Here is a 24,713-nt window from a genome sequence, read left to right as displayed (position 1 = left end):
TATTAAAATCACGCAATGATACACACTACGCTACAGCAAACATCACGTACAGTCCCAGACCTACAGCGATCATGGGGATGGCGTCAACCAGACCCATAACGATAAAGAACTGTGTACGCAGCAGGGGAATCAAATCCGGCTGACGCGCAGCACCTTCCAAAAATTTACCACCCAGGATGCCGATACCGATCGCAGCACCGATTGCCGCCAGACCCATCATCACAGCGGCAGCCATGTACAGCAGATCGAGATTCAGGTTTTCCATGACAGTCTCCAGTTTGTTTCAGATTAAACGCAACATTATTGTAAAAAGTATCAGTGTTCTTCAGACGCCATCGCAAGATAGACAATCGTCAGCACCATAAAGATAAAGGCTTGTAACGTAATGATCAGTATATGGAAAATGGCCCATGGCACATTGAGAATCCATTGAGACCACCACGGTAACAGACCGGCAATCAGGATGAAAATCAACTCACCCGCGTACATATTGCCAAACAACCGAAGGCCCAATGAAACCGGTTTGGACAGCAAGCTAACGCCTTCGAGAATAAAGTTGATGGGGATAAAGGCCCAATGGTTGAACGGCTGCATGGTAAGTTCTTTGATAAAACCGCCGATGCCTTTCATCTTCACGCTGTAGAACAAAATGAGGATGAATACGCCCAAGGCCATAGAAATCGTGATATTCACGTCGGCGGAAGGAACAACGCGCAACGCCGGTAACCCGAGAACATGTTCGCCGATATAAGGCAGCAAATCGATTGGCAGCAAATCCATCAGGTTCATCAGAAAAACCCAGACGAAAATGGTTAACGCCAACGGAGCGATAAGCTTGCTTTTGCCGTGAAACATATCCCGTACGCTGCCATCAACAAACCCGATAATCAGTTCAACGGCGGTTTGCAGTTTACCGGGAACGCCGCTGGTGGCGCCTTTGGCGACACGACCGAAAATCCAGATAAAGATCACGCCCAGCAGCAAGGAAAAGAACATGGAGTCAATGTTCAGCGTCCAGAATGTTGCCGGGCCGTTGTGGGGATTAACCAGTTCGAAAGTACGCAGGTTCAGCTGAAGGTTATTCAGGTGATGCCCTATGTATTCCTGTGGAGTAGAGATTTCTCCTGATGCAGACATGATGCCTCTTACCCTTTGTTGTTAATTACGGCCGGTGCCAATATCTGCACAATCAGCACCGATAAATAGGTCAGGCCCAATGGAACAAACGCAGCCCTGAACACCTCAAGCGCCACGATAAGCAAGACTATCGTAACGACGACCTTGAGCGCCTCTCCGATGGCAAACGACCAGGCAACACGTCCCGAGGCCGGAACATTTACCTGATGGCGCCAGGCAAACAGCACAAACAATATGTTCGGCAGCCAAGCCGCCAGCCCACCGCTCAGGGCGGAAGCGCTCCAATGCGAATTGAACAGCGCAAACAGTGCGCTTACCAGAACAAAAGTCATTAGCTGGATAAATAACAACTTTCCGGCGACTTTCCCGCTGTAGAGGGATAAGGACATGACTTAACTTCTCTCCGCACCCGTTCTGGTCAGACTGAAGGTGTATAAAACTGCCTTTAGCGTCATGAGTCAAGCAGCTAAAAACGTGCAAATTATACGGGTCGATACTATGAATTCAATCCATAAGTAGCGAAAAGGTGAACAATAATTTAAATCAGTTCGTTTTGCCCGTTTTTCGCTATAAAGCGCAGGAATCATACCATGCATAACTTCATACTGCTTGAGCAATTATTACATATCAAACTGTGCGCATGATCACATTTATAAGAAGGAAGTCTCTCTGTCAGCTCAATACACCTTGTCGACTTCAGCAAATCATTTCCAATAAAATGATAAATATCATTAAGTTATATATTTTTATTATAAAATAGGCTTTATAGGCCGCCAATCCGGTCAAAGGAAAATACCAGGAGTTTTTTCCCATCCTATAAGGGAATATCATTGACATTTTTCGACACATATATTTTCTATAGTGACTATTAGAGTTAAAACTAAATTTATGCCCACAAAGATGATCTTTAAATGTTAAATAATAGTGAACAATATTTGAAATATTATTACTTCACTACCTGTTCATTGACTGAATTATCCCTACGGTGCTATTCGACTTTTATTGATAAAAACAATTTTAGCGCCGCCCCATAATCACCAAATGACGCTCTTCCGCCAACGTTGGAACATCGAGTCTTATCACTGACTCCATCTCGAACCCCGCGGGCAGTTCCGCCAGTTCGGTTGCCGGGATCGTTCCTTTAAGGGCATAAAACCGGCCCTGGCCGGGCGAGGCCAAATGTTCACACCAGGACAGCATATCGTTAACGGAAGCGAACGCGCGGCTAATGATACCGTCATAAGGCGCCGGCGGAATATAATCCTCAACACGGCTTTGCACCGTTTCAATATTCTCCAATTGCAGCTCATGCTGCACCTGGCGTAAAAACCGGATACGCTTGCCCAGGCTGTCCAGCAGGGTGAAACGGGACGCGGGTCGGACAATGGCCAAGGGAACGCCCGGCAAGCCGGCCCCGGTGCCCACATCGATAAAGCGCTGTCCCTGTAAATGGGCATTCACCACGATGCTGTCCATGATATGGCGTATCAACATCTGTTCGGGATCGCGCACCGACGTCAGGTTATAAGCCTTGTTCCATTTGTCGAGCAGCTGAACGTAAAGCAGCAATTGCTGTTTTTGCCGATCGGACAGCATAATTCCCCCCTGAGCCAGCAGGGCATCCAGTTTAGCTAACATGCATACATCCTTTAACGGTGCCGCAGCGCCTGACCTAACAGCATGTCAGGCGCTGCGGCGCAACAAACCCTGCTTTTTAAGCCAGACCAGCAAAATCGAGATTGCGGCGGGCGTCACCCCGGAGATGCGGGACGCCTGGCCGATAGAACCCGGTTTATGATCGTTGAGTTTGGCAATCACCTCGTTGGACAAGCCCGCCACGTGCAGGTAATCCAAATCAACCGGCAGCAGGGTGTTTTCATGACGCAGCTGCCTGTCGATTTCATCCTGCTGTCGTGAAATATAGCCTTGGTATTTGACCTGGATTTCCACCTGTTCCGCTGACTGCGCATCGGCTAACGCCGGCGAAAACATCGGTAATGACGTGAGAATGTCATAGGTCATTTCGGGGCGGCGCAGCAGCTCTTCGCCGCTGGCCTCGCGAGTCAACGGGCTTTTCAGCAGGGAGTTGATCTTTTCCACTTCATCGGTGCGAGGGTGTACCCACAGGTCGCGCAGGCGCTGGCGTTCCCGTTCGATACCTTCCTGTTTTTCGCTAAAGCGCGCCCAGCGCTCGTCATCCACCAGCCCCAACTCCCTGCCGGTTTCGGTAAGCCGCAAATCAGCGTTATCTTCACGCAGCAGCAAACGGTATTCGGCACGAGAAGTGAACATACGATAAGGCTCTTTCGTCCCCAGGGTGCATAAATCGTCCACCAGAACTCCCAAGTAGGCTTGATCCCGCCTTGGGAACCATCCCTCCAAATCCTTGGCGGCGCGCCCTGCGTTGATACCAGCCAGCATGCCCTGGGCAGCGGCTTCTTCATAACCGGTAGTGCCGTTAATCTGTCCGGCAAAGAACAGGCCGGCGATGTATTTGCTTTCCAGCGTCGGTTTCAAATCGCGGGGATCAAAAAAATCATACTCGATGGCATAGCCAGGGCGGACGATCAGGGCGTTTTCCAGGCCTTTCATGGAATGCACGATTTTCATCTGCACATCGAAGGGCAAACTGGTGGAGATGCCGTTAGGATAGACCTCGTTGCTGGTGAGCCCTTCCGGTTCAAGGAAAATCTGGTGGGAATCGCGATCGGCGAAGCGCATGACCTTATCTTCGATGGAAGGACAATATCGCGGACCCACGCCCTCGATGATGCCGGTATACATCGGGCTGCGATCGAGATTTTGACGGATGACCTCATGGGTCCGTTCATTGGTATAGGTAATATAACAAGGCACCTGGCGGGGATGGTCCGTCACTGACCCCATAAACGAAAAGACCGGCAGCGGGTTATCGCCTTGTTGCGTGGCCAGGACGCTAAAATCGATGGTGCGGGCATCGATGCGGGGCGGGGTGCCGGTTTTCAGCCGCTTGACCCGGAACGGCAATTCACGCAAGCGTTTTGACAGGGCGATGGACGGCGGATCGCCGGCCCTGCCGCCGCTGTAATGATCCATGCCGATATGGATCTTGCCGTCCAGGAAGGTGCCGACGGTTAACACCACCGAACGTCCGCGGAATTTGAGCCCCATCTGCGTCACCGCGCCCACCACCCGATCGTTTTCAACGATCAGATCCTCCACCGCCTGCTGGAAGATCATGAGGTTGGGCTGGTTCTCCAGAGCGGTCCGGATCGCCAATCGGTAAAGCAGCCGATCCGCCTGAGCCCTGGTAGCTCGAACCGCAGGTCCTTTACTGGCGTTTAGTATCCTGAACTGAATGCCGGCACGGTCGATGGCTTTTCCCATAAGACCGCCCATAGCATCAATTTCCTTCACCAGATGGCCCTTCCCTATGCCGCCGATGGCCGGATTACAGGACATTTGCCCGAGGGTATCGATATTATGCGTCAATAACAGGGTCTTACATCCCATACGAGCCGACGCCATGGCCGCTTCAGTTCCGGCATGGCCGCCACCAATGATAATGACGTCAAACTGATCGGGATAAAACATGTTGCATAAACCTCGTTTCTGGGAGCAAAGGATCGTCTGGATCTTCCGGGAATGTGGATTCTACTCAACTTTGGAAGTGATACAAGCCCGTGGATCCACGGGTAATTAAAGAAAGATCTTTTATTTAAAGATCTCTTTATTACCTCTACTACTAGGATCGCGATCTTCTGTGGATAAGCCATTTTTCATGATGGAAAACAACTTATTGAGACCGATCGATTGCTGTGAATGAGTGGTGATCCTGAACGGTATAAGCTGGGATCAAGATCGCTACTTATGCACAGCTCAATAAGCGAGCAAAGGTTATACAGTGGATAACTACCGGTTATAAGCCGGTTTTAAACTATGTTATACACATAAAAAGAAGATATTTTTTACGATTTAATCAAACCGATCCACTTTTTGGCCCACTCTTCAGCCGGATCCTCGGGAATTTCATGCTGAGTGATATCGATCTTCAATATCTCACCGATCCGTGCCGCGCCTAATGCTATCATTTGACGATCACCCTCTTCGATGGCGCCGCAAGGGGTATCGTATTCCCTGCTCCCACTCCCTATACCGCCATATTTCACACCAGAAAGCGAGGGGCGATCGGCGGCCATTTGTTCAAATAAAGGCTGCAGGTTGTCGGGCAACTCTCCGGCGCCATGGGTGGAGGTGATAATCAGCCAAAGCCCCTGCGGACTCAGCTCTTCCCATTCGGGACCGTGCAAAATCTCGGTGGTGAATCCCTGCTGCTCCAACAGACCGGCGATATGCTCGGCCACGTATTCGGCGCTACCCAGGGTACTGCCGGAGATTAACGTTACATCGGCCATATTATTCCAACCTGATAAATGAGCCGATATTGTACGCTGTGTACGGCCTGGGATCTACCTGTGGATAATAGGGGTATAAGAAATAACCTTTAAGGCACAATGGTACGGCTGATGGGGTTCTGCAGCGAGATCAACGTCTCTGTTGACTGAATTTCATCAATGGTCTGGATCTTGTTGATAAGTACCTGTTGCAGGGCATCGATGGAGCGGCACATGACTTTGATAAAGATACTGTAGTGGCCGGTGGTGTAATAGGCTTCCACCACTTCCTCCAGATCCTCGAGTTTCTTGAGCGCCGAAGGATAGTCCTTGGCGCTTTTTAAAATAATGCCGATAAAGCAGCACACGTCGTAGCCCAGATGCCTGGCGCTGACATCCACCCGGGCGCCGGTGATAATGCCCGCCTGCTTCATCTTTTCCACCCGCACATGGATAGTACCGGCACTGACCGCAAGCTGCTTGGCCAGTTCGGCATAAGCGGTACGGGCATTGGCCATTAATGCCTTTAAAATAGCGCGGTCAAGGTCATCTATCTGGTATAGGTCCGACATGGTTTCCTCTGTATAGCCGATGAACGGTCCGCGTCATCGCGGCATATCGCCAGGCATTGCTTAGTTTCTGCGGCGCAAGAAACGCATCAACCGGCTTCTTAAACCGGTATCGAACCGCCAGATATGATCAAATATCTTCAGAATACCCGGTTTTCCCATCGCTGACAGGGCGACAGCATGAAAACGCTGCGTTTGCCGCTGCTGCTGATGCCTGATGCGGGTAATCAGTTCATCTGGCAACCGCTGCGCAATAAAGTCGGAAATCACCACCGCATCCGCGTCCCTCCAGGGTGGAGTATCCAATTTATCCGCCAGCGCGCTCAGGCAGGCGACGAGATCGGTCCCTCCCCGGAAGCTTTGTCCGAGAAAACGAATTGCCTGTTCCAGTCCCGACGGCGCCGTGAGCTCATAGCTCACCATTCCGGTCGAAAAAAGAGTGACATAACAACGGCGGTCATCCGTCAGGGCAATGCGCATTAATGCCAGGCAAAATGCCTTTGCATATTCCTCGTTAATGCCGCCCATGGAACCGGATGTATCTACGCAAACGATAAAGGGTCCCCGGGGCTGCGATTCCATACGCTCGCTCCGTGCCGGCCGCTGACTGATACGCTCCCTCCAGGTATCCCCTTGTAATCGATAGGTCAAAAGGCGTTTTTCCAGCAGACGGCGATAAAACTCAAACTCAAGATCGCTTATCCCAAGGGTAACCAGCTCGGAAGGCAGCAATCGCAGCAGATCGTCGCTTTGATGAATACCATTGACTTCCTCCGGAAGTATCGCCGGTTCGCGGATCATCAATCGAACCCATTGCTGGGTGGCTTCCGCTACTGCATGGGTTTTCGCATGGCGGCTGCGGCCCAACTGATCAGCCAGGGCCTGCAGCTCGGGTTGTTGCCGCAAGAATTCGCCATAATGCACCAGCTGACGATAATCCAGCTGCTGCCACTGTCCGGCGGTCATATCCCACAACTTTCCCGCCGAATTGTCGTTTTCCGCCAGTAACGGCACCAATGCGGCGCTGGCCGCCAGGTGCTGCTGTAGTTCCTCGAGCAATATATCCTGTTCCTGTTCAAGCAACTGCTGATGCAGCGTGGTGGCCTGAAAGGTCAGACTTAGCCGCCAGCGCTGGAGAAAAAGTACCTGGAAGCTGCTTTCGGGCCGCGTGTTGTTCAGGGTTGCGTTTCTGGTCAACGTCCGGGCCTGAGAGGAAAAAGGCGAACCCAGCCGTTCCAGCCGGGCCAATATCTGCGGCAATGCCGCATTAAAGGCGTTCTGCGCCATTAACTGACACTCTTGAAACGCCTGGAACTCAGCAGCCAGTTCCGGCGGCACCCTGGTCTCTTTTACCGTTTGTTCCAATCGCTGCTTTATCAGCGGGGTTCGATGTAGAAGGGCTTTCTTAAGCGAAGGGTATTTCTCCATGAAAACCGCTAATTGCGGACTGGCAAGCAGCGTCAGGATAAAGTTATCCAGCAGTTCACTGTCGTTAATCGACAAAAACATGTCCAGCGTGGTTAAAGCCAGCATGATAGGTTAGCCTTGTCTGGCCAGTTGAAGCTGTTGTGAGACTTCCAATAAGCTGGCTTCGATTTTAGCCACCCAGTCTTTAGTGATAAACAGACAGGATTGGTGTTCGCTGAAACGACTGCGTTGCTGGTTAAATTGCCGTTCCACACCGACCAGGGCTTCATTGAGCTCCGAGGGCAACTCCTCAGTGGAAAGCCTGCTCTCACGCGCCAGCAACGAGGCCCGCCGGCTGATATCCAGCACTTCCAATTGCTGCTGCTCGTTTATCCGCGCCTCCAGCGGTTGGGCAAAACCGATGTTATTCAGTCGTGCTTTCAACGCCCCGCCTTTCACCAGCCATTGCTGTAAAGTATCCCGCTCCACGGCGATATGGGTGACCTGTATATCCTGTAAAACCAATGGAGTTTGTAATACCAGCACCAGCGTTTTGTCATTGAGCGCCTCCGGCAGAGAGTAGACAGGCCGACGGGCCATCAATCCCTTTTTCGCATCCACCGTTATAGATTCACTGGCGCTGTGCCTATGCCGATGCTCTATTTTTTGCCGGATAATTTCCTGGATTTTTAACAGCATGGCCTGCTGTTGGTAACCGTGTTCCAGAATCACCCCTTCCACCTGCTGCTCTATGAGGCTTAGGCTATCGGGGTCATGCCATAAACATTCGGTGAGCAGAATGATATCCACCGGTGCGATGGCTTGCCGGTCGCTGAAAAAAGCGCAGGCTTGCAATAAACGCAGCGCTTTTTTCCAGCGCCGATCGGAAACGTAGGGCGCATCCGTCAGCGCGTCCAGGCGCTGGCGTAATTGATAAATCAATTCGAAGCATTCCGATGATAAGCTGACCTGATCGATTTGCGACTGCCAGGACCGATACTCCTCATCGCTGATTCTCACCGACTCAGGGATGGTTTGCCCACCCGGCTCCGCCGGATGGGTCAGCAGGGCGTGGAAATTGGATTTATCTTTTACCTTATGCAGCCACAGACGAATCAGCATGCGATCATAAAGGGCCTCCAAGCCGCTTTCAGCATCCGGTAATTCATTGGAGGCGGTAATCAGCAACCTCATCGGAAGTGCTTGCTCTTTATCACCGTTACGAAACCGCCGTTCATTAATGGCAGTTAATAATGTGTTCAGAATAGCCGGACCTGCTTTCCAGATTTCATCGAGAAAAACGATTTCCGCTTCCGGCAAATATCCCTTGGTCAGCCGTTCATAACGACCATCTTCTTTTAGCGCCTGCAGTGACAGGGGACCGAATACCTCTTCCGGCGTGGAGAAGCGGGTCATGAGATAATCAAAGGCCCTGGCGTGGCTGAACGCCAGTTTAATCCGCCGGGCAATAAGGCTTTTGGCGATACCGGGCGGCCCGAGTAAAAAGACGCTTTCACCGCACAATGCCGCCAGCAGACAGAGACGGATAGTATGTTGCCGCTCATAAAGTCCGCTTTCCAAAGCATTGCTCAGACGATAAATTCTCTCAACCAGAAGTGATGAATGAGCCATAATGAATGCGTTAACCCAAAAAGAGTGATTCCAGAACAATAAACCACTCATTTTTAGAATGATAGGTGAGAAAAGATATGTCCATCAGCGGGTCGATGGACTGGCCGACCGTTTTTTATACTCATAAAGATGATATTAAATTAGGTATTCTTCAAGTTTCATGCATACTGTGCGCTTTTTGATGAGCTCAGGACGAAGCCCACCAAACGCTTACGGATACACTACAGCGCGAAGAGGTTATGAGCAGAGAGATAAAGCAATCCTTGCCGGCGGTCACCTTAGCCGCAATTGGCGTGGTTTATGGAGATATCGGTACCAGTCCTCTATATACCCTCAGAGAATGCCTGGCCGGTCATTATGGCTTCGGCGTTGAGCGGGGAGCGGTATTCGGCTTCCTCTCATTGATATTTTGGCTGCTGATACTCATCGTTTCGTTTAAATACCTGACCTTCGTAATGAAAGCGGATAATTCCGGCGAAGGGGGGATATTGACGCTGATGTCGCTGGCCGGCAGGAACACTTCTGCCCGTTTAACCTGGGTTCTGGTTATCATGGGCCTCATCGGCGGCAGCTTCTTCTATGGCGAGGTAGTAATAACGCCGGCTATTTCAGTGCTTTCGGCCATTGAAGGGCTGCAAATTGCCGCTCCCTCCCTGGACACCTATATCGTTCCATTGTCGGTTTTGGTTCTGACCTTATTGTTCGCCATACAGAAAAAAGGAACCGGCGGAATCGGTAAATTATTCGCCCCGGTCATGGTGTTGTGGTTTTTTACCTTAGCTGTTCTCGGCATCAGGGGAATCTGGATCAATCCTGAAGTGCTCTATGCATTAAATCCCAAGTGGGCGGTGGATTTTTTTATCCAATATAAAGCAGTATCCTTTTTTGCACTTGGCGCAGTGGTGCTGGCCATTACCGGGGTAGAAGCGCTGTATGCCGATATGGGACATTTCGGCAAGCTGCCTATTCGCCTCGCATGGTTCAGTGCGGTATTACCTTCGCTGGTATTGAATTATTTCGGCCAAGGGGCGTTATTGCTGAAGCACCCCGCTGCGATAAAAAATCCGTTCTTTTTGCTGGCACCTGACTGGGCGTTGATTCCGCTATTGATTCTGGCTACCCTCGCCACGGTTATTGCTTCCCAGGCGGTGATATCCGGAGTTTTCTCCTTAACGCGCCAGGCGGTTCGTTTGGGATATTTGCCCCCTATGCGTATCGTCCATACCTCCGAAATGGAATCCGGCCAGATATATATTCCTTTTATCAATTGGCTGCTTTATACGGCGGTGGTGCTGGTGATCCTGAGTTTCGAGCACTCAAGCAATCTGGCGGCGGCTTACGGCATTGCCGTGACCGGCACCATGGTTATCACCAGCATTCTGTCCTGTACCGTCGCCGTGAAAAACTGGCATTGGAATCGTTTTTTGGTGATTATTTTGCTGGTGGTGCTGCTGGGAATGGATGTCCCGATGTTTTCCGCCAATGTCCTCAAGATATTTTCCGGCGGCTGGCTGCCGTTGCTGCTGGGCTTCCTGATGTTTATCGTCATGACAACCTGGAAAAGCGAACGTTTTCGGCTATTGCGCCGCTTGCATGAGCATGGCAATTCCCTTGAGGCCATGATTGCGTCATTGGAAAAATCACCGCCGGTAAGAGTGTCCGGTACGGCGGTGTTCATGTCTCGCGCCATGAATGTCATTCCGTTTGCGTTACTGCATAACCTCAAACATAACAAGGTCCTGCATGAGCGGGTGGTACTGTTGACACTCAGAACGGAAGATGCGCCGTTTGTACATAACGTCCGGCGCGTCACCATTGAACAGCTTTCGCCGACTTTCTGGCGGGTTGTGGCCAATTACGGCTTCAAAGAGACCCCTGATATGGAAGAAATTTTCCACAGGTGCGGTCTGGAAGGCTTATCCTGCCGGATGATGGAAACATCATTTTTTATGTCCCATGAATCGCTGATTCTGGGTAAACGGCCGTGGTATCTGCTTATCCGTGGCAAGTTGTTTATTGCGCTGAGCCGAAATGCGCTAAGGGCTCCTGATCAATACCTGATTCCACCTAACCGGGTAATTGAACTGGGCACCCAGGTGGAAATCTGATGTCCCCAGTCCGGTGTCACTTATAGGCTAGTGCCATATCATACCGGTTCGCTATTTCACCGCTGCTGCTGTCTGGGCCTTATCAGTCATTTTCCGCCAGCAACCGCTGGCAGGCTGCCAAGGCTGCAGGAGAATCGGATGCCAATATGGCGTCTACGATCGCCTGGTGGGAACCTAACTTAACGACTTCATCGCTGACGATGGCGCGGAAATAGTTCTGGTAAATGGAACTGAACAGATTGGCAAACGAGGAAAGAAACGGATTTCCGCTTATTTCGTAAATATGCCGATGGAATTGGGCGTCGACGCTTATCCAACGCTCCCGGTCAAAACGCTTGTGCAGCGCGCTCATCTCTTCCATAAGCAGCACCAGTTTATACTTCTCGTCTTCCGCCGCATTGATGGCGGCCAATGCGCAGGCCTGCGGTTCAAGACTGGTGCGCATAATCAGAAAGTGCGCCATGACATCGTCGAAGTTTTCCCGGGTCACCCACCAACTCAGCAATTCCTGGTCGAGATAATTCCACTGATGGCGCGGCAACACCCGGGTACCGATACGCGGCCTGGGTAAAAGCATCCCTTTGGCGGCCAATATTTTCACCGCTTCCCGCACCGCGGTTCGGCTGACGCCAAAAAGATCGCCCAGCTCTATTTCTCCGGGCAATATATCCCCAGCTACATACTCACCGGCCAAAATACGCTGCCCCAGCTTCTCGGCCAGAAGATAGGAAAGGTTTCGCTGTGCGGCTTGCTGTTGCGCTGTTAAGTGCATCGTGGCCTGTCCTGTACTGATTTAATTCACTTCATAGTAAACTTTCGCGCGTCTCGATGGCGGGACAAATGTTTTAAATGCAGCGGCGATCCCTGATTTTTTACATTCATTGTCGAAAAATAAACCGATCAGTATTTTTTTGCGGATAAAGCCTTGTCAGACGTTAATAAGTCCCTATAATGCGCCTCCACTGACCGGGATTAACCGCTGCGACGGGCCGGGTCGGGAAGGGAAAAGCGCTTTGCTAAAGCAAATAAAAGCTTGACTCTTCAGCGGGAAAACGTAATATACGCAACCCGCGCCAGGTGAGATTTAGACCTCCCCGGCCATGCTCTTTAACAATTTATCAGACAATCTGTGTGGGCACTCACAAGACCGTATCGAAACACAACAATACAAGTCTTAGAGTGTTTACCAGTTAATTCAGTAATGAATGAAACAGTAGATTCTTTGAGCATCAAGCTTTTAATTGAAGAGTTTGATCATGGCTCAGATTGAACGCTGGCGGCAGGCCTAACACATGCAAGTCGAGCGGCAGCGGGAAGTAGCTTGCTACTTTGCCGGCGAGCGGCGGACGGGTGAGTAATGTCTGGGGATCTGCCCGATGGAGGGGGATAACTACTGGAAACGGTAGCTAATACCGCATAACGTCGCAAGACCAAAGTGGGGGACCTTAGGGCCTCACACCATCGGATGAACCCAGATGGGATTAGCTAGTAGGTGGGGTAACGGCCCACCTAGGCGACGATCCCTAGCTGGTCTGAGAGGATGACCAGCCACACTGGAACTGAGACACGGTCCAGACTCCTACGGGAGGCAGCAGTGGGGAATATTGCACAATGGGCGCAAGCCTGATGCAGCCATGCCGCGTGTGTGAAGAAGGCCTTCGGGTTGTAAAGCACTTTCAGCGGGGAGGAAGGGGTTGAGTTGAATAGATTCAATCATTGACGTTACCCGCAGAAGAAGCACCGGCTAACTCCGTGCCAGCAGCCGCGGTAATACGGAGGATCCAAGCGTTATCCGGATTTATTGGGTTTAAAGGGTGCGTAGGCGGCCTTTAAGTCAGATGTGAAATCCCGAGGCTCAACCTCGAAACTGCACTTGATACTGCCTTGCTAGAGTACTGGAGAGGAAGTGGAATTACGGTGTAGCAGTGAAATGCGTAGATATCGTGAGGAAGACCAGTGGCGAAGGCGGCTCTCTGGACAGTTACTGACACTGAGGCACGAAGGCCAGGGGAGCAAACGGGATTAGATACCCCTGTAGTCCACGCTGTAAACGATGTCGATTTGAAGGTTGTGGCCTTGAGCCGTGGCTTTCGGAGCTAACGCGTTAAATCGACCGCCTGGGGAGTACGGCCGCAAGGTTAAAACTCAAATGAATTGACGGGGGCCCGCACAAGCGGTGGAGCATGTGGTTTAATTCGATGCAACGCGAAGAACCTTACCTACTCTTGACATCCAGAGAAGACTTCAGAGATGGAGTTGTGCCTTCGGGAGCTCTGAGACAGGTGCTGCATGGCTGTCGTCAGCTCGTGTTGTGAAATGTTGGGTTAAGTCCCGCAACGAGCGCAACCCTTATCCTTTGTTGCCAGCACGTAATGGTGGGAACTCAAAGGAGACTGCCGGTGACAAACCGGAGGAAGGTGGGGATGACGTCAAGTCATCATGGCCCTTACGAGTAGGGCTACACGTGCTACAATGGCGCATACAAAGAGAAGCGAACTCGCGAGAGCCAGCGGACCTCACAAAGTGCGTCGTAGTCCGGATTGGAGTCTGCAACTCGACTCCATGAAGTCGGAATCGCTAGTAATCGTGGATCAGAATGCCACGGTGAATACGTTCCCGGGCCTTGTACACACCGCCCGTCACACCATGGGAGTGGGTTGCAAAAGAAGTAGGTAGCTTAACCTTCGGGAGGGCGCTTACCACTTTGTGATTCATGACTGGGGTGAAGTCGTAACAAGGTAACCGTAGGGGAACCTGCGGTTGGATCACCTCCTTACCGAAAGATACGCGTCAAGTGACGTGTCCACACAGATTGTCTGATAGAAGTGATGAGCAAACAGCTCGTATGGTTTACACGTGAAGCCCGGCTTCGCACGTGCAAGGCATCGTCCGATGATAGGAGAGCAACGCGATGCGTTGTTCGACTAGAAAGAGGTCGCTTACTTTCATTAATGAAAGTTTCGCCTTACACGGAAAAGCAACGCGGTGCGTTGCAAGCATTTTCCGTGTCCCCTTCGTCTAGTGGCCTAGGACACTGCCCTTTCACGGCGGTAACAGGGGTTCGAACCCCCTAGGGGACGCCAAACAGCCTACGTGTCTGATAAATTTCAGAGCGCATTTGAAAGAGTGCGCTGCGAAATACTGCTCTTTAACAATCCGGAACAAGCTGAAAATTTGAAAAAAACATGCTGAGCAAAATCAGTATGCGAGTCTCTCAAAGCAAGCAAACCTAGAATGCTGTTATGTCGATAACAGCCTCTGTCCAACGCTGGCGATGTCCGTAACAGGCCGCGCCGAAGCAAGGCTGAGCGAACGACTGCAGGGCAAGGCGCCCGGCACGGAGAAACCGGAGTGGACTGTATGTCCATGAGGATTTCGAGTACCGGAGCAACGCGGCCATGTAGTCGTGCAGCCGGTCGGACAGAACAAACACTTTAGGGTTGTGAGGTTAAGTGACTAAGCGTACACGGTGGATGCCTAGGCAGTCAGAGGCGATGAAGGACGTGCTAATCTGCGAAAAGCGTCGGTAAGCTGATATGAAGCGTTATTAGCCGGCGATGTCCGAATGGGGAAACCCAGTGCAATTCGTTGCACTATCATTGCGTGAATCCATAGCGCAATGAGGCGAACCGGGGGAACTGAAACATCTCAGTACCCCGAGGAAAAGAAATCAACCGAGATTCCCCCAGTAGCGGCGAGCGAACGGGGAACAGCCCAGAACCACCATCAGCTTTTGCATCAGGAGAACGGTCTGGAAAGTCCGGCGACAGAGGGTGATAGCCCCGTATCCGAAGGTGCAGAGGTTGTGGGTTCGATGAGTAGGGCGGGACACGTGATATCCTGTCTGAAGATGGGGGGACCATCCTCCAAGGCTAAATACTCCTGACTGACCGATAGTGAACCAGTACCGTGAGGGAAAGGCGAAAAGAACCCCGGCGAGGGGAGTGAAACAGAACCTGAAACCGTGTACGTACAAGCAGTGGGAGCCTTGAGAAATCGGGGTGACTGCGTACCTTTTGTATAATGGGTCAGCGACTTATATTCTGTAGCAAGGTTAACCGCATAGGGGAGCCGTAGGGAAACCGAGTCTTAACTGGGCGCACAGTTGCAGGGTATAGACCCGAAACCCGGTGATCTAGCCATGGGCAGGTTGAAGGTTGGGTAACACTAACTGGAGGACCGAACCGACTAATGTTGAAAAATTAGCGGATGACTTGTGGCTGGGGGTGAAAGGCCAATCAAACCGGGAGATAGCTGGTTCTCCCCGAAAGCTATTTAGGTAGCGCCTCGTGAATTCATCTTCGGGGGTAGAGCACTGTTTCGGCTAGGGGTCCACCCCGGATTACCAACCCGATGCAAACTGCGAATACCGAAGAATGTTATCACGGGAGACACACGGCGGGTGCTAACGTCCGTCGTGAAGAGGGAAACAACCCAGACCGCCGGCTAAGGTCCCAAAGTCATGGTTAAGTGGGAAACGATGTGGGAAGGCATAGACAGCCAGGATGTTGGCTTAGAAGCAGCCATCATTTAAAGAAAGCGTAATAGCTCACTGGTCGAGTCGGCCTGCGCGGAAGATGTAACGGGCTAAACCATGCACCGAAGCCGCGGCAGCGGGCGTATCACTTAAGACAATTGTGCGGTAAAGACGATTGACGGAGCGCAGCGACGTCAATGCGTTCATGACGTCGAGTTGACTTAAGGATACGCCCGTTGGGTAGGGGAGCGTTCTGTAAGCCTGAGAAGGTGGCCTGTGAGGGTTGCTGGAGGTATCAGAAGTGCGAATGCTGACATAAGTAACGATAAAGCGGGTGAAAAGCCCGCTCGCCGGAAGACCAAGGGTTCCTGTTCAACGTTAATCGGAGCAGGGTGAGTCGACCCCTAAGGCGAGGCCGAAAGGCGTAGTCGATGGGAAACAGGTTAATATTCCTGTACTGGGTGTGACTGCGAAGGGGGGACGGAGAAAGCTAGACCGGCCGGGCGACGGTTGTCCCGGTTCAAGCGTGCAGGTGGAGAGGACAGGAAAATCCGTTCTCTTATAACACTGAGGCGTGATGACGAGCCACCACGGTGGCGAAGGGGTTGATGCTACGCTTCCAGGAAAAGCCTCTAAGCACCAGGTCACATCGAATCGTACCCCAAACCGACACAGGTGGTCAGGTAGAGAATACCGAGGCGCTTGAGAGAACTCGGGTGAAGGAACTAGGCAAAATGGTGCCGTAACTTCGGGAGAAGGCACGCTGGCATTAGGTGGAGGAACTTGCTTCCCGAGCTGAAGCCAGTCGCAGATACCAGCTGGCTGCAACTGTTTATTAAAAACACAGCACTGTGCAAACACGAAAGTGGACGTATACGGTGTGACGCCTGCCCGGTGCCGGAAGGTTAATTGATGGGGTTATCCGTAAGGAGAAGCTCTTGATCGAAGCCCCGGTAAACGGCGGCCGTAACTATAACGGTCCTAAGGTAGCGAAATTCCTTGTCGGGTAAGTTCCGACCTGCACGAATGGCGTAATGATGGCCAGGCTGTCTCCACCCGAGACTCAGTGAAATTGAACTCGCTGTGAAGATGCAGTGTACCCGCGGCAAGACGGAAAGACCCCGTGAACCTTTACTATAGCTTGACACTGAACATTGAGCCTTGATGTGTAGGATAGGTGGGAGGCAGTGAAGTAGGGACGCCAGTCCTTATGGAGCCAACCTTGAAATACCACCCTTTAATGTTTGATGTTCTAACTCCGGCCCCTAATCGGGGTCGAGGACAGTGTCTGGTGGGTAGTTTGACTGGGGCGGTCTCCTCCTAAAGAGTAACGGAGGAGCACGAAGGTTAGCTAATCACGGTCGGACATCGTGAGGTTAGTGCAAAGGCATAAGCTAGCTTGACTGCGAGTGACGGCTCGAGCAGGTGCAAGCAGGTCTTAGTGATCCGGTGGTTCTGAATGGAAGGGCCATCGCTCAACGGATAAAAGGTACTCCGGGGATAACAGGCTGATACCGCCCAAGAGTTCATATCGACGGCGGTGTTTGGCACCTCGATGTCGGCTCATCACATCCTGGGGCTGAAGTAGGTCCCAAGGGTATGGCTGTTCGCCATTTAAAGTGGTACGCGAGCTGGGTTTAGAACGTCGTGAGACAGTTCGGTCCCTATCTGCCGTGGGCGTTGGAAGATTGAGAGGGGCTGCTCCTAGTACGAGAGGACCGGAGTGGACGCACCACTGGTGTTCGGGTTGTCATGCCAATGGCATTGCCCGGTAGCTACGTGCGGAAGAGATAACCGCTGAAAGCATCTAAGCGGGAAACTTGCCTCGAGATGAGTCTTCCCTGTGGCTTAAGGCCACCTGAAGGGACGTTAAAGACGATGACGTTGATAGGTCGGGTGTGTAAGCGCAGCGATGCGTTGAGCTAACCGATACTAATGACCCGTGAGACTTAACCTTACAACACCTAAGGTGTTTGGGCGATGAGAGCGTTGTCCGCAAGGGCGATGAGAGAATTTTCAGCGAAGTTCCGGATAAAGGCCAATGGTCATCGTTGAAAGATGACGGTTGGATAACGAATTTGCCTGGCGGCACTAGCGCGGTGGTCCCACCTGACCCCATGCCGAACTCAGCAGTGAAACGCCGTAGCGCCGATGGTAGTGTGGGGTCTCCCCATGCGAGAGTAGGGAACTGCCAGGCATCCAATTGAACGAAGCCCTCTGTGAAAACAGAGGGCTTTTTCATATGCGTCAAACTGGCAGTTCACTACTCGGTCAGTTCGTATAAGAGGTAGAGTAGGACAACCGGCAAAGCCGGTTGAACGAAGCCGAAGGCGCCGGCCCGCAGGGTGACCGCCGCAGGCGGGCATCAACTGCCAGGCATCCAATTGAATGAAGCCCTCAAAGAAAACAGAGGGCTTTTTTCTAGCCTGCTAAACCAGGCGGTTCGCTACTCGGTCAGTTCGTATAAGAGGTAGAGTAGGACAACCGGCAAAGCCGGTTGAACGAAGTCCTCTGTTTTCAAAGAAGACTTTTTATTGTTTGATTCTAATGATGAGATTTTCAGTTCCATAAGATCATTTAATATTGTCTCATCTCCATGCCCATGAAAAAATGACTCGCTTTATTTTCAATCCACCCATTCGTCAGTAGATACTGGACTTTCCGCATCTAAGTCATTATCTAATGGTTCAGTTACCATCCTTCTATCCCTCAATACCGCGTCCAATGCAGGGTTTCCAGTTGTTCCGGTGCTCGCACCGTCTGATTTTTTGACCTCAACCGGCTTTAACTTACTTCGGTCAAATATTTTGATTTTGCTAGCAAGATCTTCAGTTACGTTTGAGGATCGTGTATCGGAGGAGGAAATGGCCGGGGAATCAGCACTCTGAGCAGGCTGGTCTTTTGTTATCGTTAATTTAGGCATTGGCGTAGGAGCAGGCACCGGCGTTGGAGTAGGCATCGGAGGCGGAAGCGGCATTGAATCATCGTCTGTTATCGGCGGCGGAGGCGGAAGCGGCATTGAATCATCGTCCGTTATCGGCGGCGGAGTCGTAGTCGGAAGCGGCATTGGATCAGCGTCCGTTATCGGCGTCGGAGTCGGAGGCGGAAGCGGCATTGAATCATCGTCCGGTATCGGCGGCGGAGGCGGAGGCGGAAGCGGCATTGAATCATCGTCCGTTATCGGCGGCGGAGGCGGAAGCGGCATTGAATCATCATCCGTTATCGGCGGCGGAGGCGGAGGCGGAAGCGGCATTGGATCATCGTCCGTTATCGGCGGCGGGGGCGGGGGGGGCAGCGGAGCTGGGTCCCTATTCGGAGTCGGCGGCGGCGGCGGCACTGCAGCAGCTTCCGTTGGCGGCGGCGGAGGAGGAGGCGGCATTGAATAATCGGTCGTTAGCGGCGGCGTCGGAAGCGGCATTGAATCATCATCCGGCAACGGCGCCGATGAGAGTGGTGGCGAGCTTACCAGGTCAGTGAGAATTTCATTTAGAGTGGTAATTGGCAATTTCTGCGCAGGCTCGCTATAAATAGTCATTGTACTGCGATTTGACGCATAACCTTGGCGGTCATAGGCTACTGCCGTGACAATGAATTGATTGGCATTATCTGCATCAAAAGTAGGTATTTGGATTTGATAAATACTATTGGACAACGCAATAACTTTGCCTCCGCGAGGTACTAATGCACTATCGTCCCAGTCAATCCGTTCTAAGCCATATTGAGCTTTAACATCTATAGAGACATTTCTTCTCTCATTTTCTACGCCTTTTAATGCTGAAGGCAGTTGAAAACTGATACTGTCTTGAGCCTTGTATTCAAGAGTAATATTATTATTACGTTCAACTGGATTGTATCGACTCCCCATGAGGTTTCGACTCGGAGATGCCATATGCGGATCTAATTGTTTGGATAAGGGCACATTCAAGCGATAATTGAACATGATATTTGCTTTAACTTCGCTTTGTCCATTATTCCATTTAGATCTGTCAAGCCCGAAAGTTACCAGCGGGACGGGATTATAGGTTAAACCTAACGTCAGGGCCGAAGGATTTTTGGCGCTCATGCTGATTTAACGTGGCAACGCTTTTACCAAAATAATGCTCGTATTTAACCCTACCACCAATTTGGGGTAGCTTGGCAGGTATGCATCCAGGTTAAGGTCATAACCATTTGCCACCCTTTCGTCACTACCCTTTAGAAGATTGGATGCTTTCCATCCTGAAAGCCGGTAATAATTATTAGCGGAGAATTTTAAATTTTCAGTCCAAAATTCTAATCCAAAGCCGAACCGTTGGTGTTGGTTTCCTGAAATCTGCCTATCATAAAAGAATTATAACCTAGCATCCAGCCGTTGAAAAGTGCCGCTGGCCGACACCAAAATTGACAATATTTCTTCCATCGTAGCGGCGTGCTCCGATTTGGCTGAAGATTAAATTATCGTCATCGTTATTCAATGGCAAAAGGAAATCAAAGGAGGCAGATTTTAGCGACTTGGCTAACAATGGAAGATGAATGACTGCCGACCCTGTTTTTCCTCCGATTCACGAGTAGAAACATCTTCTGAATAATAGCCATTCTGCTTGTGGTGAAGGCTTGTGCCAACTACCTCTTTTCGTTATCTTCCGCTATTTTCTTGTGATTTTTCTTCTGGCATGGGCATTCGATGCGTTTTGATGAGTATTTGATGGATTTCTATCCTGTGTTAAACCCGTTGGGATTGAGTTTTTATCAATTTTTTTTTTCTTTTCCGTAGATAAACAGCCCACCAGCAAGGCGGCCATACTTATGACAGTGACATACCATTTGAAAGCGATCATAGTGATTCAGTGTTTTCTGTGTTTTGATTTAAAAAATTTGTGTGCTACGTGTTGGTATAAAACTATAAATAGCGATATAACTCTAATGAAAAATAAGCATGGGAACACCTTCAATCCAGAAAGAAAAATTAATTCAATTATAAAATAATTAAACACAATATAAGATTGAGTGATTTCGTGGTTTATTGGCCGATAATACTCCATATTAATTATTAGAAGTGATTACATTTAAATATAAAATTATATCATTGACTGCGCTCATATTTTTTAAAGCGGGCAATAAATAGCATAAAAAGGCACGATGGGTAAAGAACCTATTCATAAAAATAATAATAGTAATGTCTGGATCACATTTATTTTTTCAAGTCTGGATGGTATTTTAAACAGAAAAATTTTGTATATCGGTAATGTAGAAAGACTATCAAATAAGAAAAATATATTTCTGCTTATTTGCGTAACGTAAACGTTTAATTGAAGTGAAGAGTCTTTCAAAAGGACGAGTCAAGGTCTTACGAAGCGTGACCTTCGTAACCTGTAAGGTTATATAGTTAAACGGCATCAGATCCTATCGGTTATCAACCAACCATTCGCTGATAAATGCGGCTATGCTTTCCGGCTGGTTGATATCCAACACCGGTAATGTCATATCCACTTTTACATCCCCGGCCACCGCAATGACGTATTCATCAATCAACGGGCGCCAGTCCTTGCCGGTATCCGAGCGGAATAGGGCAATTTTGGGCACCGGCTCATTTTTAAAGCCTTCCACCAGGATAAGGTCCACTAACCTCGGGTCCATTTGTGCCGCCAGCCATGAAAGGGCGGGCATTTCATTATCCTGATTTTCGGTCATCAGTGCCCAACGGGCGTCACTGGCCACCATGGTTTGCCGAGCACCCGCTTTGCGCAATTCATAGCTGTCTTTTCCCGGGGTATCCACGTCGACCTTGTGGTGGGTGTGTTTGATGAGCCCGACTCGAACGCCCACCTGATTGAGCAAGGGTATGAGCTGTTTCAATAATGTTGTTTTGCCTGTCCCGCTAAATGCGGTAATCGCCAATAGCGGCGGATGCGATTTTTCCATGATGTTTATCCTCAATGGGCGGTTACTGACGCCAGTCTGCTATATCCCGCGGCGTATTCAGGTTTGAAAAGGCGGGATGCCGCGCCGTAAAAACAACCCTTGCGGCGTTAACCTGCATGAAAAACAACATGACCCTACGCTCCCCTCGGGATAGAAAACTTTCCAAAGCGGGGATCAGCGAGCGGTTAAGGAGCCCGAAAGCCGGATGATCGCGCTCACCGGAATGGGCGAAAGCGGCATCGGCATTCCCTTTTCCTTCCCATAAACGCGCAACTAAATCAGCCGGGAAAACCGGTACATCGCAGGGGACGAACACTATCCATGGGGTGCCGGCAGCTTTCAGGCCTGCGAGCATGCCGGCCAACGGACCTTGGAAATCGGGCAGCGTGTCGGTAATTACCTGCAGGCCGCTTTGCCGGTATTGGTCGAGATGGCGATTGGTATTGATAATGACTGTAGACACCTGCCCGGCCAGATGGTCGAGGACATGCCGGTAAAGAGGCCGCTGGTTGAGCAATATCAGCCCTTTATCTTCACCGCCCATGCGGCTCGAACGTCCTCCCGCCAGGATGACACCGGTTATTGATATGCTGATGATGGTTGTCTCCCGGAGATTTCTTATTGTTTGGCCGTTACTGCTAAAGATACCAGCTTTTGGAAAAGTTGCGTTTACCTGTAAGCGGTTTACGTCTTTAACACAGCCAGATTTGAGATCAGCGCTGCATTGCCGCGTCGACTCTTTAGGAAGGAGTCGCTGTTTGCCAAATGCTGTATGCTGGTCGCCCACATATTAAGATACAATGTTTCCGGAGTTACTTAACATTGATGTTTATCCCCCCCGGCGGATCTTGCTACATTATGACCGATACCATCAGAAGGATTGGATTATGAAATATCATCGCGTTGACGAACTTATCGAGCTTCTTCATCCCGCTTGGAGAAAAGAATCCGATCTCAATCTGCTGCAATTTTTGCAAAAACTGGCTGATGAAGCTGGTTATCAGGGCGGCCTGGCGGAAATCACCGACGATACGCTGATTTACCACCTGAAAATGCGGGACGCGGACAAGGCCGAGATGATTCCCGGCTTGCAGAAGGATTACGAAGAAGACTTCAAAACCGCCATCCTTCGGGCCCGCGGCATTATCAAAGAGTAGATGTTGCTTGCTAAAAAGAGTCTCCCGGTTGTTCCTGCCGGCAACCTGTCTGGTCTATTACTGGCTTAAAATAGATAAAACGTTTTATGAACATAACAGCATTTAATTTCAAGACGTTGATGCCGGAATTGATTATGGATGCCCTGGAAAGTGTCGGCTTGCGTATTGATTCCGGCCTAACCGCGCTCAATAGCTATGAAAACCGCGTTTATCAGTTTCTGGATGAAGACAGAAAACGTTACGTGGTGAAATTCTATCGTCCTGAACGCTGGTCTGACGAGCAAATCCTAGAGGAGCACGAACTGTCGCTCGGACTGGAGGAAGCGGAGATTCCTGTGGTCCCGCCGATGCGCATCAACGGCTCGACGCTGTTGAACCATGAAGGCTTTCGTTTTGCCGTTTTCCCAAGCGTCGGCGGCCGGCAATTCGAGCAGGATAACGACGAGCAGCTGGAGTGGGTGGGCCGTTTTATCGGCCGGATTCATCGCCATAACGGTGAAAAACGTTTCTCCTTCCGCCCCACTATCTCATTGGAAGAGTATCTGTACGAACCCAGGCGCGAGCTGGAGCAGAGCACCCTCATCGCCGGCAAGCAAAAGGAAGCATTTTTACGCGCGGTTGATCTTTTGATTGCCGAAGTGAAGATATATTGGAGTGATGACTGGCTCCCGCTGCGTTTGCACGGCGATTTGCATGCCAGCAATATTCTGTGGCGCGACGGACCGATGTTTGTCGATTTGGATGATGCACGCAACGGCCCGGCAGTTCAGGATCTCTGGATGCTGCTCAATGGCGATCGCATGGAACAGCAGTACCAATTGTCACTTTTACTTGACGCCTACCAGGAGTTCATGGATTTTAATCCGCGTGAATTGGCCTTGATGGAGCCGTTGCGCGCAATGCGCATGATCTATTACCTTGCCTGGATCAGCCGGCGATGGGGCGATCCTGCGTTCCCCCATAGTTTCCCATGGATGGTGGAAGCTGGATTTTGGGAGCAGCAAACCGTGATCTTTACGGAACAGGTAAAGGTATTACGGGAGCCGCCGTTACAGCTTATGCCTTCGTATTAAACTTTAGAGAGAACATTTATATGAAAAAAATTTGGTTTGCGTTAATGGGTATTCTAATGGCTGTTGCATTCAGTGTATCCGCTGCGCAATTTACGGAAGGGCAGCAATATGTCCAGCTTGACAAGCCAGTAACCGGCGAACCGCAAGTATTGGAATTTTTCTCTTTTTATTGCCCCCATTGCTATGAATTCGAGCAAACCTATCATATTTCCGCCAGCGTCAGGCAAGCGCTGCCGGCCGGCACCAAAATGACCAAGTACCACGTTGATTTTCTTGGACCTTTGGGTAAGGAATTAACCCAGGCCTGGGCAGTGGCCATGGCGCTGGGCGTTGAGGATAAAGTCAGCCCCCTGATGTTTGAAGCCGTGCAGAAAACCCAGACCGTTCAGTCACCGGCCGATATTCGCGATGTCTTTATCAAAGCGGGCGTAAGCGGCGAGGAATATGATTCCGCTTTAAATAGTTTTGTAGTCAAATCATTAGTGGTGCAAGAGGAAAAAGCGGCAGCCGATCTGCAATTGCGGGGGGTTCCCGCCATATTTGTTAATGGAAAATACATGGTTAAAAATGACGGCCTGGATACCTCTTCCATGGATATCTATGTTAAACAGTTCGCTGATGTGGTGAAGTTTTTGCTGACGCAACAATAACATTCTCTCCTGCGTTTTAGTGCCGGTCATGTGAACCGCACCTTGGATGAGGGACAATAGACGTCTTTCAGTTGGTGGTGCGGTTTACAATTGCCGCCATTGGCATCAGTAAGTTATTTCCGGAATCGGCCTGTCGAAAATTGATTTTATGTATATTCTTTTCAGGCTTAAGTTTAACGGTCAATAAACGGCATGGGAAAGGTTAAGTTAATATCCACAAACCGGGAAT

18 protein-coding genes, 1 tRNA gene, 3 rRNA genes and 1 pseudogene are annotated in these 24,713 nt (G+C 50.5%); 9 read left to right on the top strand and 14 right to left on the bottom strand.

All coding sequences use genetic code 11. The annotated features are described in order from the left end of the window. Positions 1-25 precede the first annotated feature (25 nt). The 9 genes from atpE to ravA form a co-directional block, all read right to left on the bottom strand. Positions 26-265 carry a F0F1 ATP synthase subunit C gene (gene atpE / locus GTU79_RS29575; protein ID WP_132924133.1) on the bottom strand — a complete coding sequence of 80 codons (240 nt, stop codon included), beginning with the start codon at positions 263-265 and terminating at the stop codon, positions 26-28. 50 nt (positions 266-315) lie between these two features. Further along, positions 316-1,137 (bottom strand): F0F1 ATP synthase subunit A, encoded by an 822-nt coding sequence (gene atpB / locus GTU79_RS29570; protein ID WP_132924134.1) that lies wholly within the window; start codon positions 1,135-1,137, stop codon positions 316-318. 8 nt (positions 1,138-1,145) lie between these two features. Further along, positions 1,146-1,526: a F0F1 ATP synthase subunit I gene (gene atpI, locus GTU79_RS29565; protein ID WP_203524215.1), complete on the bottom strand. Its 381-nt coding sequence runs from the start codon at positions 1,524-1,526 to the stop codon at positions 1,146-1,148. Between the two features lie 628 nt (positions 1,527-2,154). Next, on the bottom strand, positions 2,155-2,775 hold the full coding sequence (gene rsmG, locus GTU79_RS29560; RefSeq protein WP_203524214.1) for a 16S rRNA (guanine(527)-N(7))-methyltransferase RsmG: 621 nt from the start codon (positions 2,773-2,775) through the stop codon (positions 2,155-2,157). A gap of 45 nt (positions 2,776-2,820) precedes the next feature. Continuing rightward, on the bottom strand, positions 2,821-4,710 hold the full coding sequence (gene mnmG, locus GTU79_RS29555) for a tRNA uridine-5-carboxymethylaminomethyl(34) synthesis enzyme MnmG (RefSeq protein WP_203524213.1): 1,890 nt from the start codon (positions 4,708-4,710) through the stop codon (positions 2,821-2,823). A 374-nt stretch (positions 4,711-5,084) separates the two neighbouring features. Beyond that, positions 5,085-5,531: an FMN-binding protein MioC gene (mioC, locus tag GTU79_RS29550; RefSeq protein WP_214513603.1), complete on the bottom strand. Its 447-nt coding sequence runs from the start codon at positions 5,529-5,531 to the stop codon at positions 5,085-5,087. 89 nt (positions 5,532-5,620) lie between these two features. Next, positions 5,621-6,082 (bottom strand): transcriptional regulator AsnC, encoded by a 462-nt coding sequence (gene asnC, locus GTU79_RS29545; protein WP_132924139.1) that lies wholly within the window; start codon positions 6,080-6,082, stop codon positions 5,621-5,623. 60 nt (positions 6,083-6,142) lie between these two features. After that, positions 6,143-7,612 (bottom strand): ATPase RavA stimulator ViaA, encoded by a 1,470-nt coding sequence (gene viaA, locus GTU79_RS29540; protein WP_132924140.1) that lies wholly within the window; start codon positions 7,610-7,612, stop codon positions 6,143-6,145. A gap of 6 nt (positions 7,613-7,618) precedes the next feature. Next, the gene (ravA, locus tag GTU79_RS29535) at positions 7,619-9,118 is read right to left on the bottom strand and encodes an ATPase RavA (protein ID WP_203524211.1); all 1,500 of its coding nucleotides are present in this window, start codon (positions 9,116-9,118) and stop codon (positions 7,619-7,621) included. Between the two features lie 239 nt (positions 9,119-9,357). Here ravA and kup point away from each other — a divergent pair, with 239 nt between their 5' ends. Then, on the top strand, positions 9,358-11,226 hold the full coding sequence (kup, locus tag GTU79_RS29530) for a low affinity potassium transporter Kup (protein WP_132924142.1): 1,869 nt from the start codon (positions 9,358-9,360) through the stop codon (positions 11,224-11,226). Between the two features lie 82 nt (positions 11,227-11,308). Here the strand turns inward: kup and GTU79_RS29525 are convergent, their stop codons facing one another. After that, complete coding sequence (locus GTU79_RS29525) at positions 11,309-11,998, bottom strand: FadR/GntR family transcriptional regulator (protein WP_132924143.1); 690 nt, start codon at positions 11,996-11,998, stop codon at positions 11,309-11,311. Positions 11,999-12,464: 466 nt separating this feature from the next. Here GTU79_RS29525 and GTU79_RS29520 point away from each other — a divergent pair. The 5 genes from GTU79_RS29520 (at position 12,465) to GTU79_RS30960 (ending at position 19,180) form a co-directional block, all read left to right on the top strand. Next, positions 12,465-14,002 (top strand): 16S ribosomal RNA (locus GTU79_RS29520). Between the two features lie 231 nt (positions 14,003-14,233). Next, positions 14,234-14,309, top strand: a tRNA-Glu gene (locus tag GTU79_RS29515). A 363-nt stretch (positions 14,310-14,672) separates the two neighbouring features. Then, positions 14,673-17,660 (top strand): 23S ribosomal RNA (locus GTU79_RS29510). Between the two features lie 124 nt (positions 17,661-17,784). Beyond that, positions 17,785-17,900 (top strand): 5S ribosomal RNA (gene rrf, locus GTU79_RS29505). Together the 16S, 23S and 5S rRNA genes with 1 tRNA gene alongside form the textbook arrangement of a ribosomal RNA operon. An 869-nt stretch (positions 17,901-18,769) precedes the next feature. Next, positions 18,770-19,180 carry a hypothetical protein gene (locus tag GTU79_RS30960; protein ID WP_253073716.1) on the top strand — a complete coding sequence of 137 codons (411 nt, stop codon included), beginning with the start codon at positions 18,770-18,772 and terminating at the stop codon, positions 19,178-19,180. 364 nt (positions 19,181-19,544) lie between these two features. Here the strand turns inward: GTU79_RS30960 and GTU79_RS31780 are convergent. The 4 genes and pseudogenes from GTU79_RS31780 to mobA all read right to left on the bottom strand — a co-directional run. Then, a pseudogene (locus GTU79_RS31780) lies at positions 19,545-20,021 on the bottom strand (inverse autotransporter beta domain-containing protein); the annotation flags it as partial. Between the two features lie 19 nt (positions 20,022-20,040). Further along, on the bottom strand, positions 20,041-20,157 hold the full coding sequence (locus tag GTU79_RS31775; protein ID WP_420854216.1) for an inverse autotransporter beta domain-containing protein: 117 nt from the start codon (positions 20,155-20,157) through the stop codon (positions 20,041-20,043). A 928-nt stretch (positions 20,158-21,085) separates the two neighbouring features. Continuing rightward, the gene (mobB, locus tag GTU79_RS29485) at positions 21,086-21,604 is read right to left on the bottom strand and encodes a molybdopterin-guanine dinucleotide biosynthesis protein MobB (RefSeq protein WP_132924145.1); all 519 of its coding nucleotides are present in this window, start codon (positions 21,602-21,604) and stop codon (positions 21,086-21,088) included. A 22-nt stretch (positions 21,605-21,626) separates the two neighbouring features. Further along, the gene (gene mobA, locus GTU79_RS29480; RefSeq protein WP_203524307.1) at positions 21,627-22,199 is read right to left on the bottom strand and encodes a molybdenum cofactor guanylyltransferase MobA; all 573 of its coding nucleotides are present in this window, start codon (positions 22,197-22,199) and stop codon (positions 21,627-21,629) included. A gap of 292 nt (positions 22,200-22,491) precedes the next feature. Here mobA and GTU79_RS29475 point away from each other — a divergent pair, with 292 nt between their 5' ends. The 3 genes from GTU79_RS29475 to dsbA all read left to right on the top strand — a co-directional run bounded on the left by GTU79_RS29475 (position 22,492) and on the right by dsbA (position 24,484). Next, the gene (locus tag GTU79_RS29475) at positions 22,492-22,761 is read left to right on the top strand and encodes a YihD family protein (RefSeq protein WP_132924155.1); all 270 of its coding nucleotides are present in this window, start codon (positions 22,492-22,494) and stop codon (positions 22,759-22,761) included. An 86-nt stretch (positions 22,762-22,847) separates the two neighbouring features. Further along, a complete protein-coding gene (locus tag GTU79_RS29470; RefSeq protein WP_203524208.1) occupies positions 22,848-23,834 on the top strand; it encodes a serine/threonine protein kinase in 987 nt (328 codons plus the stop codon). Positions 23,835-23,854: 20 nt separating this feature from the next. Further along, positions 23,855-24,484 (top strand): thiol:disulfide interchange protein DsbA, encoded by a 630-nt coding sequence (dsbA, locus tag GTU79_RS29465; protein ID WP_132924157.1) that lies wholly within the window; start codon positions 23,855-23,857, stop codon positions 24,482-24,484. Positions 24,485-24,713 lie beyond the last annotated feature (229 nt).

This window comes from Sodalis ligni (assembly GCF_016865525.2).
Classification (GTDB): Bacteria; Pseudomonadota; Gammaproteobacteria; order Enterobacterales; family Enterobacteriaceae; genus Acerihabitans; species Acerihabitans ligni.
Note: the sequence above shows the minus strand (reverse complement) of the source record. Positions and strands in the feature narration are given on the sequence as shown.